Genomic DNA, 15,746 nt, shown 5'->3' on the forward strand with positions numbered 1-15,746 from the left:
TACATGGATCGGAGGACGCGATGACCGAACGTCTCTACCTCTATGACACCACCCTGCGCGACGGTCAGCAGACGCAGGGCGTGCAGTTCTCGGCCAGCGAAAAGCGCGAGATCGCCGCGATGCTGGACGGTCTGGGTGTGGATTACGTCGAAGGCGGCTGGCCCGGCGCGAACCCGACCGACAGCGATTTTTTCGACGACGCGCCGAAGCTGCGCGCCACTTTGACGGCCTTCGGAATGACCAAGCGCGTCGGACGCTCGGCAGAGAACGACGACGTGCTGGCCGCCGTGCTGAACGCCGGAACCTCCGCCGTCTGTCTGGTCGGCAAGACCCACCCGTTCCACGTCACGACCGCGCTGGGCGTAACACTTGAGGAAAACCGCCTGGCCATCGCCGAGTCGGTGGCGCACCTGGTGGCGTCGGGCCGTGAGGCGTTGTTCGATTGCGAGCATTTCTTCGATGGCTACGAGGATGACCCGAAATATGCGGTATCCTGCGCCAGGGCGGCTCTGGACGCGGGGGCGCGATGGGTCGTGCTGTGCGATACGAATGGCGGCACCATGCCCGCGCGCATCGCCGAAGTGGTGCAGGCCGTGATCGCGGCGGGCCTTCCGGGCGACCGTCTGGGCATTCATACGCACAACGATACCGAACAGGCCATTGCCGGATCGCTGGCCGCGATCGAGGCCGGGGCGCGACAGGTGCAGGGTACGCTGAACGGGTTGGGCGAGCGCTGTGGCAATGCCAACCTGACGTCGCTGATTCCGACACTTCTGTTGAAAGAGCCATTTGCCAGCCGCTTCGAGACGGGCGTGTCCCGCAAGGCGCTGCCGGGACTGATGAAGGTGTCGCGGCGGCTGGATGACATCCTGAACCGGGTGCCACGGCGCGAGGCGGCCTATGTCGGTGCTTCGGCTTTCGCGCATAAGGCGGGCCTGCATGCCAGCGCGATCCTGAAGGATCCGACGACCTACGAACACGTGCCGCCCGAAACGGTCGGAAACGCGCGGATCGTGCCGATGTCCAATCAGGCCGGGCTGTCGAACCTGCGCAAGCGGCTGGCAGATCTGGGGTTGGACGGCACAGCTGACCAGTTGCGGCGCATTCTGGAGGTCGTGAAGGAGCGGGAGGATGCGGGCTATGCCTATGACGTGGCGCCCGCCAGTTTCGAGCTGATCGCACGGGCCGAACTGGGCCAGTTACGCGAATTGTTCGAGGTGAAGCGCTACCGCGTCACGGTTGAACGGCGCAAGAACAAGCGCGACCAGATGGTCACCCTGTCCGAAGCGGTGGTGGTGGTTAAGGTCGACGGCGAAAAGCGGCTTTCGGTGTCGGAGTCGATGGATGAGACGGGCAATGATCGCGGTCCGGTCAACGCGCTGTCGAAAGCCCTGGCCAAGGACCTCGGGTCGCTGTCGGGTCACATTGAAGACATGCGGCTGAAAGATTTCCGCGTTCGTATCATGCAGGGCGGGACCGAGGCCGTGACCCGCGTCATCATCGACCACGAAGACGATGCCGGGCGGCGCTGGTCCACGGTCGGCGTCTCAGCCAACATAGTCGACGCCAGTTTCGAAGCGTTGCTGGACGCGGTGCGCTGGAAGCTTTTGCAGTGATGACCGACGCCGAGGTGTCGGCCTGCGCAGGACTGGTGGCGCGCGGCGACCCGGACCGGTTCCGCGCGGTAATGGCCGCGCCTGTGGACCTGCGTCGGAGGCTGTTTCCGCTTTATGCGTTCAACCTTGAAGTCGCGCGCGCGCCATGGGTCACGAAAGAGCCGTTGATCGCCGAGATGCGGCTGCAATGGTGGCGCGATGCGCTGGCCGAGATCGGATCGGACGGCGCGGTCCGGCGACACGAGGTCGTCACCCCGCTGGCCGCCGTTCTGGACGCGCAGGCGACGCGCGATCTGGACGACCTGATCGAGGCACGGCGGGCTGACATAGAAGGATGGTCCTTTGCGTCGTCAGTGGAACTGACGCGTTATATCGACCGGACGGCGGGAACGTTGCTGTGGACAGCGGCGCGACTGGCGGGGGCGTCGGATGCGCCAGCAATCCGTGATGCCGGGCTGGCTCATGGGATTTCGGCGTGGTTGCGCGCCGTGCCCGACCTTGTCGCCAAGGGACGGCATCCGTTGCCGTCGGGCGAGGCCGAGGCGCATATTGCGGCATTGGCGGAGACGGGGCTGGCTGCACTGGATCGGTTCCGGCAAGCGCGGCAACCGACGCAGGCGCACCCGGTATTTCTGGTCTTGAGTGACACGCGGGCAGAGTTGCGCGCGTTTGCCGCAAATCCGGGGACGCAGCCACGACTCAATCCACTCGTCAGCCGTCTGCGGCTGGGGTGGCGGGCGGTGATGTCCTAGGCTTTTTCAGCCCGCAGATAGCTGCGCATTCCATAGATCAGGGGCGCGCCGTCATCGGACACGCGCACGGCGCGGACGGCACCGATGATGACGTGGTGTGTGCCGACCAGCTCGGCTGACTGAACTTCGCAATCGAAACCCGCCAGCCCGTCCAGAACCGGCGCGCCCGTCACCATCGTGGTCCAGGTTCCGGTAGCAAACCTGTCGTCGCCCGTGGCCCCCGTGCGCCCGGCAAATACGTCGGCCACGTCGCTCTGCTCGGATTGCAGGACGCTCACGGCGAAGCAGGCATTCGCAAGGATCGGCTCGGCCGCCGAAGCGCCCTTGTTGATGCAGACCAGCATCGTCGGGGCTTCTCCATCCGCCGACACGCTTGTCATGGCCGATACCGTGACGCCCGCGCGGCCCGCTGGCCCGTCGGTCGTTACCACGCTGACGGTGGCGGCGGCGCGGCTCATGGCGTGGATGAAATCGGTGCGGAGCTGGGTGTCGTGCATGATCCATGCACCTAACGCACCGGGGCGCGGAGTCGAGAGGGTTTTCCTTGCCGCACTCTCGTGGTGTGGTCGTGCCGAACAGAAGGGAGTCGATCAATGGCACTGCAGGACGCGCGCGATCAGGTGGACGGGGCCTTTGCCCGGGACGCTCGCCGGGGGTTGGCGTTCGAGAACGCCTTCGGCGGCGCAACCTCGGCGTTTCGGCGAACGTATACCAAGGATCTGACAGGATATGATCTGGCGATTACAGGCGTGCCCTTCGATCAGGCGGTGACCCACCGGCCTGGTACGCGGTTCGGGCCACGCGCGATCCGCGAGGCGAGTGCGCTGCAACCCTTCGATCCGCCATATTACTGGGATTATTCGCCACTGGATGAATTCGCCGTGGCGGATTATGGCGACGTGGGCTTCGATTATGCCAAGGTCGCCGACTTTCCAGCCGCCTTGCGCGACCATGTGAAAGGCATCCTGGATCAGGGAGCAGGTTGCATCGCGATGGGCGGCGACCATTACATCAGCTTCCCGATCCTGCAGGCGCATGCCGAAAAACACGGGCCTTTGAGCCTGATCCATTTTGACGCCCATTCCGACACATGGCCCGACGACGACATGAGCCGGATCGACCATGGCACGATGTTCTACAAAGCGGTCAAAACCGGCGTGATAGACCCGGCGACCAGCGTTCAGATTGGCATCCGCACCGTGAATCCGAACACGATGGGAGTGACGACCATCGACGCCCGTGCCGTCCATGAGGCCGCACCCGGAGAGGTTGCGCGCCGCATCAAAGAGGTCGTGGGCGACCGGAGTTGCTATCTCACCTTCGATATCGACTGTCTTGACCCGGCCTTCGCGCCCGGCACAGGCACGCCGGTCTGGGGCGGGCTGTCGTCGGCGCAGGCCGCGGCGATCCTGCGAGACCTGGCCGGCGTCAACCTGGTCGGGGGCGACGTGGTCGAAGTCTCCCCGCCCTACGACACGACAGGGGCAACGGCGATCGCGGGCGCACATGTGCTGATGGAATTGGTGTGCCTGTGGGGATGGACACGTCGTCAGTCGAAGTGACGCAAAAGACGCAATGCGCTTCTGGGGCGCATGAAACTTTTACGTCACTTCGTAGATGGTTGATATATTTACCTAACACGTAAATTTATCGCGGGCAGAAATTTGGCGGATTCCAAGGGTTCCGGTTGCTCGGGACCGCAATCGCGTCTGGCTTTCAAACAGATCCGCTCCCCGGATTTACGCACGGGAGGCGGGCACCGGTCAGGCCCCGAAGTAGTTGGCCGAACCGGCGTAGCTGTCGACGGACACGACGTTCCCGCCGATACTGTAATTCTGGCCGTCGTTGCTGGTGTAGATGACGTTGCCGGAATCCGGATCGGAGAGCGGATTGTCGAAATTGTAGCCGTCGGGCGCGTCAGATATGGCCGCTTGTTGGGCGTGATAATAGACTGCGCCGTTGTTGCCGGGCGCAAGGGACTGTCCATAGGCAACATAATCCGAGGCCGTGCGACCCGAAAAGACCGTCGTGTTGCTTGCGGAGGCAAGTGTCATGCCACCGAACTGTTCCGAGAATTTGCTTTCATCTTCGAGGGCCGCGCTGACGTCGGTCGAGAGATCTTCGATGCCGCCCGAAACGACGCCCATCACAGCAAGCCCGAGGCCTACGAGCGCTGCCGTCAGGACAACCCAGTCGACCGTGACCGCGCCGGCTTCGTCATTCAGAAAAGTGGCATTCATATTCTTGTTCCAAAAATTACTACATTTCACTGTGCCTTGATGGCTACGGGGGCACTGGAACATGAATTTCCGGCATATTTCTGGCGGGATTGGGGAAAAATGTCTGTAAAAACATGCATCGGGCGCAACTCTGCGGTTCTGTGGTGACCCACACTGGAACGCGGGGCCGGCTTGCCTTAAGTGAAGATGGAACAACCCTGGGAGACCGCGGATGCGCGACCTGAAGATCCCCGCCGAACGTCACCCCGAAAAGGCCAGGCGGCCGGATAATCCGCAGCCGAAGAAACCGTCCTGGATTCGCGTCAAGGCGCCCGTTGGCGAAGGTTACAGGCAGACAGCTAAGATCATGCGCGAGCATAAACTGGTGACGGTCTGCGAGGAGGCGGGTTGTCCCAATGTCGGGGAATGCTGGTCGCAGGGCCATGCGACCATGATGATCATGGGCGAGGTCTGCACCCGTGCCTGCACGTTCTGCAACATCGCAACCGGCAAGCCGCCCGAAGCGCTGGACGTGTTCGAGCCGGGGCGCGTTGCGGATGCGGTGCAGAAACTGGGGTTGAACCACGTCGTCGTCACGTCGGTCGACCGGGACGACGTGGACGATGGCGGTGCGGAGCATTTTGCTCAGACGATCCGCGCGATCCGCAAGCGGGCCCCCGATACGACGATCGAAATCCTGACGCCCGATTTCATCAAATGCGATCCATCGGCTCTGGAAGTTGTCGTTGCGGCGAAACCGGACGTGTTCAATCATAATCTGGAAACCGTCCCCGGCCTTTACCCCGAGGTGCGTCCCGGCGCGCGGTATTTCCACTCCCTGCGGCTGCTTCAGCGGGTCAAGGAACTGGACCCGACGATGTTCACCAAGTCCGGTATCATGGTTGGGCTGGGTGAGGATCGACAGTCTGTGTTGCAGGTCATGGACGATATGCGTGCAGCCGACATCGACTTCCTTACGGTCGGGCAATATCTGCAACCGACACCCAAACATCACGCTGTTGACAGGTTCGTCACGCCCGAGGAATTCGCGGGCTATGAAAAAGCCGCCTGGGGCAAGGGATTCCTGATGGTTTCGGCAACACCCCTGACGCGCTCCAGCTATCACGCGGGAGAGGATTTTGCCCGTTTGAGGTCGGCGCGGTTGCAGAAGCTGAGCGGGGGCTGACACGGCAATCCTGCAGGGCGAGCGCCGGGGACGGGCGCGCCGCTGTTGCCGCTTCCTTCAGCGCTGGAGGAGCGATCAGACGGTCACATTTGGTGCAGCCTGATTCATCGGGCCGGGCCGGCCCATCAGCCAGCCCTGGCCGTAATCGGCACCGATCATGCGCAGGCAATCCCATTCCGCGCGCCGTTCGATCCCTTCGGCAGTGACCTTGGCACCGGTTTCCGAGGCGAAGCTGACGAGGGCCCCGGCCAGGGAGCGGCGGGCGGTGTCGGTATCGATGTCACGCACCAGTGACATGTCCAGTTTCAGAATGTCCGGCCGGAGTTGCAGTATCTGTTGCAGTCCGGAATAACCCGCGCCGACATCATCGATGGCGATCCACGTTCCCCGCGCGCCGATCGCCTGTACCGCGCGCAGAAGGCGATCGAAATCGTTTGATCGTTCGTGTTCGGTAATCTCCAGCGTCAGACGGGTGGGGTCGACCCGCGACAGGATCGGCAGCAACGCGCCGCTGGCCACGGTATCCGGGGCGGCGTTTACGGCCAGTCGTGCATGCGGTGGCAGACCGGGCAGGGCTTTCAGCGCCGCGTCGATGACCTTCAGCTCCAGTTCGGTTTGCAGACCGGCGGTTCGGGCATCGTCGAACCATTTGTCGGGGCTGCGATAGGGGTCGCTGCGAAACCGGCAGAGGGATTCGAAGCTGGCCAGACCGCCGTCCGCAAGGCGATAGATCGGCTGAAATAGCATGTCGAACGCCGCATCGCGGAGCATGTCGCGGATGATATTGCGGGTGCCTTCAAGTTCGCTTTGTCTGCTGTGGTTCAATCGCACCTGATCGGCGGCAAGGTCGGCGAAGAGGCGCATGACCTTGATATCCCTGTCATTCAGGCTGGGGTTCGCCACTGGGGAAAGGCAACAGAACATTCCGTAGACGGACCCGTCCGCCCGGTGGATCGGCAGGCTGACGTGGCTGCCTATCGGGGCCGTGTTCGTGATCGGCAGCGACTGTGCCAGGGGAAAGGCGGCGGTGTCGGGGATCAGCTCCGGCAGGTCGCCGCGAAGGATATGTTGGCAATATACCTCGTCCAGATTGCGGGAATCGCCCGGTTTGATAAGGTCTTCCAGACCCGGTGCGCTGACATTGCGAAAAATGGTCTGATCCCCGACGAACTCCGACAGATAGGCGATGGGCATGTCCAGATGTTCCCGCACAGCGGTAAGGGCGCTGTCGATGATGGCTTGATTTTCTCGGTCTCCGACCGGAAGCGCATCAAGCATGTCTATTTTGTCCTGAAGCACCTTAACCCCAATCCGTAAAATCTCGTCTCCTTTGTGGCATGCCAGCCATTAAGGGAGACCGAAGATATTCCCGCGAATTATCCGGGTTCGGCGTTTTGCTCCTCCACAGCGGGCAGGGCCTTGAGATAGGCCGTGATGGCGGCGCGGTCACTTTCAGGCAGGTGGGCGAGATTCAGGATCGCCAGGGCCATCTGACCCGCCGCAACGTCGAACTCGGGTGTGAAGCCGTCGGCCAGGAACTGCGTTATTTCGGTTTCGGACCAGTCGAGTGTGGCGGGCGTGATGCCCGGTATGCGGCCCAATCCCGATGGGTTCGGTGCGCCTGCCATCCAGCGGCTGCGGTCCAGCCCACCCAGGGCGTCACGGGGCGTATGGCATTCTGCGCAATGGCCCAGGGCCTCGACGAGGTAACGGCCGCGGATCAGGGGCTCGGTATCGGCGGGCATGGTGAAACCGTCCGGCATATAGAGCAGCTTCCAAAGCCCGACGCCCCGGCGGATGGAAAAGGGGAAGCCGACCTCGTGCGGCAGGTTTTCGGTGTCCGACGCGGGCAGTGTCTGCCAGAACGCCCAGAGGTCGGCGATATCCTGAGGCTGGGCCAGGGCATAAGCGGAATATGGGAAGACCGGATAGTAGTGCGTGCCCTCGGGCGATACGCCGCGCTGCACGGCGCTGGCGAATTGCGCGAACGTCCATGCACCGATCCCCTGATCGGGATCCATCGAGATATTGGGCGCGCGGAAGGTGCCGAAGTCGGATACGAAACCGATACCTCCTGACAGGATCAGCCGGGCCTCGCCCTCCGCGTCCTTGGCTGCGTGGCAGGACGCGCAGCCACCGGCGTAGAACACCATTTCGCCCTGTGTCGCATCGCCGGTCAGACCGGCCAGGTCACCCTCGGTCAGGGCCTGGGCGCGCGTGAGCCAGAGGCCCGCGGCAAGGCCCAGCCCACCCAGAATGAGAACACCGATCAGCGCCCGGCGCACGGGTCAGTTCTTGGCGCGATACGTATCGTGGCAGGCACCGCAGGATTTGCCCAGATCGCCCATGGCGGCCCTCATCGGGTCCAGCCCGTCGCCCGCGACGGCCTGAAGGTTGGCGGCAGCCGTGCCGAAGCCTTCCCACGCGGTCTGGAACCCGGCAGGGTCCGACCAGATGGCGGGCAGGGCGATCGTGTCGGTCAGGGCCCCGTTGTCGGTTCCTTCGGGAAACAGCGTCGACAGGTTCAGGTTCGACACCGCCACAAGGTTGTCGGCGGCGGTCTGCGCCACCCCGGCGTCGTAGTCGGAGTTGCCGCGTGCCATTTCGCCAAGAAGGCCGGTGTGCAGAGAGATGACCTGCATCGCGCCCTGACGACCTTTGACCGAGGGAGGAACTGTATGGGAAGCCGCTATGGCTACAGTTCCGATGGCGGCGGCAACACAGGCGCCGGCGACAAGGGTGAGATTGGGTCGATACATGAGCGCTCTCCGGATGTTGCAGTCAGTCCGAGTTTGCGCCGAGCTTTGTCCTCGGGTCAATTCAATACCGGCGTCGCCCCTGTCTGCGCCAATATCCGGCTTCTTCGGATCGACGGATCGGCTACGGGGGCGGTTCGAAGCCTGAATGCCATGCAGGTCAGCGATGCCCGTGATGCAGGCTGGTCAGCCGCGGCCCGCACGCCATTCTGCCCAGGCCTCGGGTGTGTCCAGGTCGGTCGTTGCCGCGCGACCGGGCAGGGCGCAGGTTGCCCCGCGATGACGGGCGATGATGTTCCGCGCGCCGGTATCTCCCGTCAATGCCAGCAGTTCCGGGAACAGCTCGGAGGCGAATACGACCGGCTGCCCCGGTGTGCCATCCGCATCCGTCGCGCGCAGGATAGCAGCGTCGGAGGCCTGCCATGCGGTCGAGAGGCGGGTGAGTGCCATGGCGTCGATGTCCGGCATGTCGGCCAGATGGATCAGAAGCCCCCCGGAGTTACAGGCGGCTACGCCCGCGCGGATGGAGGCCGACATCGCGCGATCCGCGACTTCGACAATCTGCGCCGGGCTGTCGCCCAGCCATGCGCGCCGGGGCGAAGCGGGAGGCAGCGCCACGATCACACGGTCGCTGACCGCGCAGGCCGCACGGGTCGCGCGCAGGATCAGCGGCGTGCCGTCCACTTCTTCCAAGAGCTTGTCGGCCCCGCGCATCCGGGTGGACGCCCCGGCGGCAAGGATCAGGATGGCAGGCGCGGGCCGGGTCATGCCGGGCGTCGGACCGGGGTGACCCTGCACCCACCGGGCCGGGCGTGGACTGGATGCAAAGATGATCCATCGGGCATGTCGGCGTCCCTTGTTCTGACGTCCTTTTCGAACGTTCCATCCTGTCACCCCACGCAAAGCAGTGCAATTCGGCTGGACTGCCGGGTCGGGCTGGTTCGAAATCCGGAAATGGCATAGACTTGGCGCAGCCTTCCGGTTTTCCCGGAAGGGGTCTTGTCGATGAACGAGAGGACTTCATGCTGCCCGAACCCCTTCTGCCGTTGGTCTTGGTACTGGCCCTCGATGCCGCTGCGCCCGAGCCCTGCCGTCTTTTGATCGACGGCGCGAACGGACGGTATGAGGTGACCGCCGAAATCACTCCGCCCGATGTCGGCCAACTGACCTATGCCATCGAGATTACCGTCGAAAACGGCGCATCGCGGTCCCGGGCCACCAATCGCGGTACGGTGCAGGTACTCGAAGCGGGCAAGTCGATGGCTCTGTGGCAGGGTGCCTTCGGTGGCACCCCCGAGGCCACGATGCAGGTGAGACTGATCGCGACCATGGGTGACGCGGAAATCACCTGCGAGGCGACATTGCCCTGAGTTGCGGTCGGGTGTTCAGGCTTGCCTCCGGCCCACGATTTTTACGCTTCTGCCTTGGTCAGGAAATAACACTCATCAGCAACCTGTTTGGCTGAAAGCAATGCAGCAACTGCCTGTTGTGGCACCATATGGCTGGAAGGAGTTATCCTTCTGACCGTTCCACAACCACCTGCGTGGCCCAGGCTTCGCATTGATCCGCCAGATCGCGAGACACCGGGTGGTCGGTGAAGAATACGTCGATGTCACCCAGCGACGCGATGCGCGCCGGGGCAGTGCGCTGAAACTTGCTGTGGTCGGCGACCAGCATCTTGCGATGCGAACGGTTCAGGATTGCCTGACTGACCCCGACCTCCTGCACGTCGAAGTCCAGGATATCGCCGTCAGTGTCGATCGCGCTGCACCCGATGACGCCGATATCGAACTTGAACTGCCGGATTGCTGCCGTGGTGATGTCTCCGATCAACCCGCCATCGGACTGGCGCAGCGTCCCGCCGGTTACAATGACCTTGCAATCGGGATTCTGCGACAGGATGTTGGCGACGTTCATGTTGTTGGTCACGACCAGCAGGTTGCGGTGGTGCATCAACTCGGCCGCGACCGCCTCGGTGCTGGTTCCGATGTTCAGGAATACGGCGCAATCTTCGGGGATATGTGCGGCGCAGGCCCGCGCCATGGCGATCTTGCCGCGAGCGTTCAGGCGTCGGCGCTCCTCGTAGCCGATGTTGACGGTGCCCGAGGGCAGGACCGCGCCGCCATGTACCCGTTCCAGCCGCCCGGCTTCGGCCAGATCGGCCAGATCCCGGCGAATCGTCTGTAACGTGACGCCGAAATGTTCGGACAGATGCTCGACCGTGACCTTGCCGTCGCGGCGCGCGATTTCGAGGATTTCAGGATAGCGAATGGTCTGTGTCATGGTCCGGTTCCAATGTGCTGCGACGTCACGCGATCATTCGGTCTGCTGTCAACGGTCTTTGACTGAAGGTCGCGCTGTCCGGAGGGTAAGAGAGTATACTCTTGGCTGATGCTCGGGGGACCCACGACTAGTCGGTCCGGAGATTCGCATAATATCAGTGAATTGGGAAAAAACGAACATAAACGAAAATTATCCTGTTCCTTTTGAGGATGTTTGGTTAGATAGATTAGCGCAAACGAGGATTTGGGAGGATCCTAGAGTGGCACATGAGGAGGATACCTGCGACTTGCTCGTGATCGGCGGCGGCATCAACGGCTGCGGTATCGCGCGTGATGCAGCCGGTCGGGGCCTGTCCGTCACTCTGGCCGAAATGTCCGATCTCGCGTCCGGCACATCCTCCGCGTCGACCAAGCTGTTCCACGGCGGGCTGCGGTATCTTGAATATTTCGAGTTCCGGCTGGTCCGCGAAAGCCTGATTGAACGCGAAATCCTGCTGCGCGCCATGCCGCATATCAGCTGGCCGATGCGCTTTGTTCTTCCATATCACAAGGATATGCGGTTCGAGAGCGATACTCCGACGTCTCGCCTTCTGAACGTCGTGATGCCGTGGATGCGCGGACGACGACCCGCATGGCTGATCCGTCTGGGCCTGTTCCTGTATGACCACATGGGAGGCCGGGACATCCTGCCCCCGACCAGAACGCTTGACCTGACGTCCGGTCCTGAAGGCGCGCCACTGGACGATCGTTTCGCCACGGCATTCGAATATTCAGACTGCTGGGTCGAGGATGCGCGCCTTGTCGTCCTCAACGCGCGTGACGCCGAGGCGCGGGGCGCGACGATCCTGACCCGTACCAAGGTCGTATCCGCCGATCAGCAGGACGGGCAATGGAACGTCACGCTGGAAGACAGCGAGACTGGCGAGACGCGCGTTGTGCGGGCGAAGATGATCGTCAATTCGGCAGGGGCCTGGGTCGGCGACCTGATCCGCAACACGATCCGATCCAGGAGCAAGGATGGCGTGCGGCTGGTCCGGGGCAGCCATATCGTGACCAAGCGACTGTTCGATCATGACAAATGCTATTTCTTTCAGGGGACTGACGGGCGGATCATGTTCGCCATCCCCTACGAGACCGATTTCACCCTGATCGGAACAACCGATCAGGATCACGACACCCCTGACCATACGCCGGTCTGCACTCCCGAGGAGCAACGGTATATGATCGATTTCGTGAACGGGTATCTCAAAACGCCGATCTCGACCGACGATATTGTCTGGACCTACTCCGGTGTCCGCCCGCTGCATGACGACGGCGCGTCCTCCGCCTCGGCGGCAACGCGGGATTACACGTTGAAGGTCGACACCAGCGCCGGTGCGCCCGTACTGAATGTCTTCGGCGGCAAGATCACCACTTATCGACGGCTGGCGGAAAGCGCACTCGACAAGATCGGCACGCAGTTCGCCGACCTCCCCGGCCCATGGACCGCCGGGTCGCCGATGCCGGGCGGCAACTTCGCCGTCGACGGCGTCGATGCGATGATCTCCGGTTTGCGGCGCGATTATCCGTTTCTGACATTGTCTTGGGCGCAGCGTCTGATCCGGGCCTATGGCACGGACGCGCACCTGATTCTGGGCGACGCGCGGACCGCAAATGATCTGGGTCAGGATTTCGGTGCAACCTTGACGGAAGCCGAAATTGACTGGCTCATGACACGGGAGTTCGCGCGCACATCGGAAGACATCTTGTGGCGCCGGTCGAAGCTGGGGCTGCGGATGTCCGCGGATGCTGTGACAACGCTTGATAAATATCTGACCGACGCGCGATCGCCCCGCGTTGTAGCCGCTCAGCGGCAGAGAGGAGAGGCTCGTGGCACTTGAACTGGACGGCGTGACGCATACCGTCGGCGCGCAGACCCACATTCACACGACGTCCCTGACGCTGGAAAAGGGAACGATGAACGTCCTGTTGGGTCCGACCCTGTCCGGCAAGACATCGCTGATGCGTCTGATGGCGGGACTGGATCAGCCGACCCGGGGGCGCGTCCTGTGGAATGGAGAAGACGTGACGGGTCAGCGGGTTCAGGACCGAAAGGTGGCGATGGTCTATCAGCAGTTCATCAACTACCCCTCGATGACCGTCTACGAGAACATCGCTTCGCCGATGAAATTGCTGGGGCTGGACAAGGCCGAGATCGACCGCCGCGTCCGTGCAACGGCGGATCTGATGCAGCTGACCCCGATGCTGAACCGCAAACCGCTGGAATTGTCGGGCGGTCAGCAACAGCGCTGTGCCCTGGCGCGGGCACTGGTCAAGAATGCCGGACTGGTCCTTCTGGACGAGCCGTTGGCCAACCTCGATTACAAACTGCGTGAAGAATTGCGCGCCGAGATCCCGCGCATCTTCGAGGAATCCGGCTCGATCTTCGTTTATGCGACGACCGAACCCGAGGAGGCGCTGTTGCTGGGCGGTCATTGCGCCACGCTCTGGGAAGGCCGCGTGACACAGTTCGGTCCGACCGCGCAGGTCTATCGCCAACCTGCCGACGCGACGACGGCGCGGGTGTTTTCGGACCCGCCGATGAACTTCCTCACGCTGAAAAAGCAGGGCGACATGATGACCTTCGCCAAGGGCGGCAGCCTGCCGGTGCCGCGGTCGGCGGCCAACATGCCCGACGGAACATATATGGCCGGGTTCCGGCCAAATCACCTGACGCTGGAGGAGACTCCTGGTGCTGTCCGCTTCGATACCAGGCTGACCGTGACCGAGATCACGGGGTCGGAAACCTTCGTCCACCTTGAACACGCGGGCGATCGATGGGTCGGATTGATCCACGGTGTGCGCCAGCTGCGGGCCGGACAGGACCTGCCGGTTTATCTGGACCTGTCGCGCGTTTACCTGTTTTCCGAAGACGGCCGTCTGGCCGCCACTGCCCCCTATGCGGAGGCTGCGTAGATGGCCAAGATCACACTCGACAATCTCGCGCATTCCTATCTGCCGAAACCCAGGTCCGAGGATGACTTCGCCCTGAAGGAGTTGAACCACGACTGGGCTGACGGCGAGGCCTATGCTTTGCTGGGCGCGTCGGGCTGCGGCAAGTCCACGCTTCTGAACATCATCTCGGGCCTGTTGATCCCGTCGCAGGGCCGGGTGCTGTTCGACGGTGTGGACGTAACCACCGCACCCACGGCGGACCGTAACATCGCGCAGGTGTTCCAGTTCCCCGTAGTCTACGACACGATGACAGTGCGTGAAAACCTAGCCTTTCCGCTCAAGAACCGGGGCATGGATACGGCCGAAATCACACGCCGGGTCCAGAAGGTCGCCTCGATGATCGACATGGAGGATCGTCTCGACCGCAAGGCACGCGGCCTGACGGCGGACGCCAAGCAGAAGATTTCGCTGGGGCGCGGGATGGTCCGCGAGGACGTGAACGCGCTGCTTTTTGACGAACCGCTCACCGTGATCGACCCGCATATGAAGTGGGAACTTCGAACCCAGTTAAAAAAGCTGCACAACGATTTCGGGCACACGATGATTTACGTGACGCACGATCAGACCGAGGCGCTGACCTTTGCGGACAAGGTCGTCGTCATGTATGATGGCCGCGTCGTCCAGATCGGCACGCCGCAGGAATTGTTCGAACGGCCCGCGCATACCTTCGTCGGCTATTTCATCGGCTCGCCGGGCATGAACCTGTTCGACGCGCAGATCGACGGACGCACCGCCCGCGTCGGCGACACATCGGTCGATCTGGGGCAATCCTACACGGCGCAGGGCAAGACGCAGATTGGTGTGCGGCCCGAATTCATCCGCCTGCAATCGGGCGGCGAGGGTATTCCCGCGCGCATTCGCCGGGTCGAGGATGTCGGCCGTCACAAGATCGTCCGGCTGGACGTCGAAGGGCGCCCCGTCAGCGCCATAGCGGGCGAGGGGGATACCATCCCGGCGGATATCGATCACATCTCGTTCGCGCCCGAAGGGGTGAACGTTTACGCCGACGACTGGCGTGTGGAGGGCAGGGCATGAACAAGACCGTCAATCAAAAGGCATGGTTCCTGGTGCTGCCGGTGCTGGTGCTGGTCGCCTTTTCCGCCGTCATCCCCCTGATGACAGTGGTGAATTATTCGGTGCAGGACACCTTCGGAAACAACCAGTTCTTCTGGGCGGGCCTCAGCTGGTTCGAGGATATGTTGTCCAGCGACCGGATGTGGAACGCTCTTGGCCGTCAGCTGATGTTCTCGGCGATCATCCTGGCCATCGAGGTGCCACTGGGCATTTTCGTGGCGCTCAACATGCCCAAGGGTGGCTTCTGGGCATCGTTCTGCCTTGTCACCATGTCGCTTCCGCTCCTGATCCCGTGGAACGTGGTCGGCACCATCTGGCAGATTTTCGGGCGTGTCGACATTGGCCTGCTGGGCTATGCGCTCGACGCGATCGGCATCGACTACAACTATACGCAGAACACGCTCGACGCCTGGATGACGGTCATCGTGATGGATGTCTGGCACTGGACTTCGCTGGTCGCGCTGCTGGCCTATGCCGGTCTGAGATCAATTCCGGATGCTTATTATCAGGCCGCCAAGATCGATCAGGCCAGCCGCTGGGCCGTGTTCCGATATATCGAACTGCCCAAGATGGCGGGCGTTCTGATGATCGCGATCCTGCTGCGCTTCATGGACAGTTTCATGATCTATACCGAGCCTTTCGTCGTTACCGGCGGTGGCCCCGGCAATGCCACGACATTCCTGTCCATCGACCTTGTGAAGATGGCGCTGGGTCAGTTCGATCTTGGACCGGCAGCGGCGTTCAGTCTGATGTATTTCCTCGTGATCATGCTGATCTCGTGGGTGTTCTATACGGTCATGACGACCCTTGATGCACGGGAGGGCAAATGATGTCCGATACCGCAGCCCCCGGCGCCGCCCCTCTGCC

Annotated in this window: 16 protein-coding genes; 9 read left to right on the top strand and 7 right to left on the bottom strand. The window is 62.5% G+C overall.

Annotation, left to right across the window (positions count from 1 at the left end):
• Positions 1-20 precede the first annotated feature (20 nt).
• Both cimA and BMY38_RS15785 read left to right on the top strand, forming a co-directional pair.
• Positions 21-1,616 (top strand): citramalate synthase, encoded by a 1,596-nt coding sequence (gene cimA / locus BMY38_RS15780; protein ID WP_092764640.1) that lies wholly within the window; start codon positions 21-23, stop codon positions 1,614-1,616.
• Positions 1,616-2,368 (top strand): squalene/phytoene synthase family protein, encoded by a 753-nt coding sequence (locus BMY38_RS15785; protein WP_092764642.1) that lies wholly within the window; start codon positions 1,616-1,618, stop codon positions 2,366-2,368. The genes cimA and BMY38_RS15785 overlap by 1 nt, the downstream gene beginning before the upstream one ends.
• On the opposite strand, the gene BMY38_RS15790 is transcribed toward BMY38_RS15785, so the two are convergent.
• Positions 2,365-2,865 carry a flavin reductase family protein gene (locus BMY38_RS15790; protein ID WP_092764644.1) on the bottom strand — a complete coding sequence of 167 codons (501 nt, stop codon included), beginning with the start codon at positions 2,863-2,865 and terminating at the stop codon, positions 2,365-2,367. The genes BMY38_RS15785 and BMY38_RS15790 overlap by 4 nt on opposite strands.
• A 96-nt stretch (positions 2,866-2,961) precedes the next feature.
• Here BMY38_RS15790 and speB point away from each other — a divergent pair, with 96 nt between their 5' ends.
• Positions 2,962-3,930: an agmatinase gene (gene speB, locus BMY38_RS15795; RefSeq protein WP_092764646.1), complete on the top strand. Its 969-nt coding sequence runs from the start codon at positions 2,962-2,964 to the stop codon at positions 3,928-3,930.
• Between the two features lie 201 nt (positions 3,931-4,131).
• Here speB and BMY38_RS15800 read toward each other — a convergent pair whose 3' ends face one another.
• Positions 4,132-4,608 carry a hypothetical protein gene (locus BMY38_RS15800; RefSeq protein WP_092764648.1) on the bottom strand — a complete coding sequence of 159 codons (477 nt, stop codon included), beginning with the start codon at positions 4,606-4,608 and terminating at the stop codon, positions 4,132-4,134.
• Between the two features lie 211 nt (positions 4,609-4,819).
• On the opposite strand from BMY38_RS15800, the gene lipA reads away from it, so the two are divergent.
• Positions 4,820-5,773 carry a lipoyl synthase gene (gene lipA, locus BMY38_RS15805; protein ID WP_092764650.1) on the top strand — a complete coding sequence of 318 codons (954 nt, stop codon included), beginning with the start codon at positions 4,820-4,822 and terminating at the stop codon, positions 5,771-5,773.
• Positions 5,774-5,848: 75 nt separating this feature from the next.
• Here lipA and BMY38_RS15810 read toward each other — a convergent pair whose 3' ends face one another.
• The 4 genes from BMY38_RS15810 to BMY38_RS15825 all read right to left on the bottom strand — a co-directional run bounded on the left by BMY38_RS15810 (position 5,849) and on the right by BMY38_RS15825 (position 9,297).
• Positions 5,849-7,051 carry a sensor domain-containing phosphodiesterase gene (locus BMY38_RS15810; RefSeq protein ID WP_092764653.1) on the bottom strand — a complete coding sequence of 401 codons (1,203 nt, stop codon included), beginning with the start codon at positions 7,049-7,051 and terminating at the stop codon, positions 5,849-5,851.
• A gap of 98 nt (positions 7,052-7,149) precedes the next feature.
• Positions 7,150-8,058: a c-type cytochrome gene (locus tag BMY38_RS15815; RefSeq protein WP_092764655.1), complete on the bottom strand. Its 909-nt coding sequence runs from the start codon at positions 8,056-8,058 to the stop codon at positions 7,150-7,152.
• Between the two features lie 3 nt (positions 8,059-8,061).
• Positions 8,062-8,532, bottom strand: coding sequence for a c-type cytochrome (locus tag BMY38_RS15820; protein ID WP_092764657.1), 471 nt, complete (start codon positions 8,530-8,532; stop codon positions 8,062-8,064).
• Positions 8,533-8,715: 183 nt separating this feature from the next.
• Positions 8,716-9,297, bottom strand: coding sequence for a nucleotidyltransferase family protein (locus tag BMY38_RS15825; RefSeq protein WP_092764659.1), 582 nt, complete (start codon positions 9,295-9,297; stop codon positions 8,716-8,718).
• 254 nt (positions 9,298-9,551) lie between these two features.
• On the opposite strand from BMY38_RS15825, the gene csgH reads away from it, so the two are divergent.
• Positions 9,552-9,899 (top strand): curli-like amyloid fiber formation chaperone CsgH, encoded by a 348-nt coding sequence (gene csgH, locus BMY38_RS15830; protein ID WP_092764661.1) that lies wholly within the window; start codon positions 9,552-9,554, stop codon positions 9,897-9,899.
• Positions 9,900-10,041: 142 nt separating this feature from the next.
• Here csgH and BMY38_RS15835 read toward each other — a convergent pair whose 3' ends face one another.
• Positions 10,042-10,812, bottom strand: a complete 771-nt coding sequence (locus BMY38_RS15835) for a DeoR/GlpR family DNA-binding transcription regulator (RefSeq protein ID WP_092764663.1) — start codon at positions 10,810-10,812, stop codon at positions 10,042-10,044.
• Positions 10,813-11,071: 259 nt separating this feature from the next.
• Between BMY38_RS15835 and glpD the strand changes: the two genes are divergently transcribed.
• The 4 genes from glpD to BMY38_RS15855 are packed head-to-tail and all read left to right on the top strand — an operon-like array spanning position 11,072 to position 15,709.
• Complete coding sequence (gene glpD / locus BMY38_RS15840; protein ID WP_092764665.1) at positions 11,072-12,691, top strand: glycerol-3-phosphate dehydrogenase; 1,620 nt, start codon at positions 11,072-11,074, stop codon at positions 12,689-12,691.
• Entirely contained in the window at positions 12,681-13,766 is a 1,086-nt protein-coding gene (locus BMY38_RS15845) for an ABC transporter ATP-binding protein (protein ID WP_092764667.1), read from the top strand. Before glpD ends, BMY38_RS15845 begins: the two co-directional genes overlap by 11 nt.
• A complete protein-coding gene (locus BMY38_RS15850; protein ID WP_092764669.1) occupies positions 13,767-14,840 on the top strand; it encodes an ABC transporter ATP-binding protein in 1,074 nt (357 codons plus the stop codon).
• Positions 14,837-15,709 carry a carbohydrate ABC transporter permease gene (locus tag BMY38_RS15855; RefSeq protein WP_092764671.1) on the top strand — a complete coding sequence of 291 codons (873 nt, stop codon included), beginning with the start codon at positions 14,837-14,839 and terminating at the stop codon, positions 15,707-15,709. The genes BMY38_RS15850 and BMY38_RS15855 overlap by 4 nt, the downstream gene beginning before the upstream one ends.
• The last annotated feature ends 37 nt before the right edge of the window (positions 15,710-15,746 follow it).

Source organism: Jannaschia helgolandensis, assembly GCF_900109285.1.
In the GTDB taxonomy this organism is placed as follows: domain Bacteria; phylum Pseudomonadota; class Alphaproteobacteria; order Rhodobacterales; family Rhodobacteraceae; genus Jannaschia; species Jannaschia helgolandensis.

Coding starts and splice junctions, on each gene's coding strand:
- speB (WP_092764646.1), top strand. CDS start 2,962: ATGGCACTGCAGGACGCGCGCGATCAGGTGGACGGGGCCTTTGCCCGG.
- csgH (WP_092764661.1), top strand. CDS start 9,552: ATGCTGCCCGAACCCCTTCTGCCGTTGGTCTTGGTACTGGCCCTCGAT.
- BMY38_RS15835 (WP_092764663.1), bottom strand. CDS start 10,812: ATGACACAGACCATTCGCTATCCTGAAATCCTCGAAATCGCGCGCCGC.
- BMY38_RS15820 (WP_092764657.1), bottom strand. CDS start 8,532: ATGTATCGACCCAATCTCACCCTTGTCGCCGGCGCCTGTGTTGCCGCC.
- cimA (WP_092764640.1), top strand. CDS start 21: ATGACCGAACGTCTCTACCTCTATGACACCACCCTGCGCGACGGTCAG.
- BMY38_RS15855 (WP_092764671.1), top strand. CDS start 14,837: ATGAACAAGACCGTCAATCAAAAGGCATGGTTCCTGGTGCTGCCGGTG.
- BMY38_RS15810 (WP_092764653.1), bottom strand. CDS start 7,051: ATGCTTGATGCGCTTCCGGTCGGAGACCGAGAAAATCAAGCCATCATC.
- BMY38_RS15850 (WP_092764669.1), top strand. CDS start 13,767: ATGGCCAAGATCACACTCGACAATCTCGCGCATTCCTATCTGCCGAAA.
- BMY38_RS15800 (WP_092764648.1), bottom strand. CDS start 4,608: ATGAATGCCACTTTTCTGAATGACGAAGCCGGCGCGGTCACGGTCGAC.
- BMY38_RS15790 (WP_092764644.1), bottom strand. CDS start 2,865: ATGCACGACACCCAGCTCCGCACCGATTTCATCCACGCCATGAGCCGC.
- BMY38_RS15785 (WP_092764642.1), top strand. CDS start 1,616: ATGACCGACGCCGAGGTGTCGGCCTGCGCAGGACTGGTGGCGCGCGGC.
- BMY38_RS15825 (WP_092764659.1), bottom strand. CDS start 9,297: ATGACCCGGCCCGCGCCTGCCATCCTGATCCTTGCCGCCGGGGCGTCC.
- lipA (WP_092764650.1), top strand. CDS start 4,820: ATGCGCGACCTGAAGATCCCCGCCGAACGTCACCCCGAAAAGGCCAGG.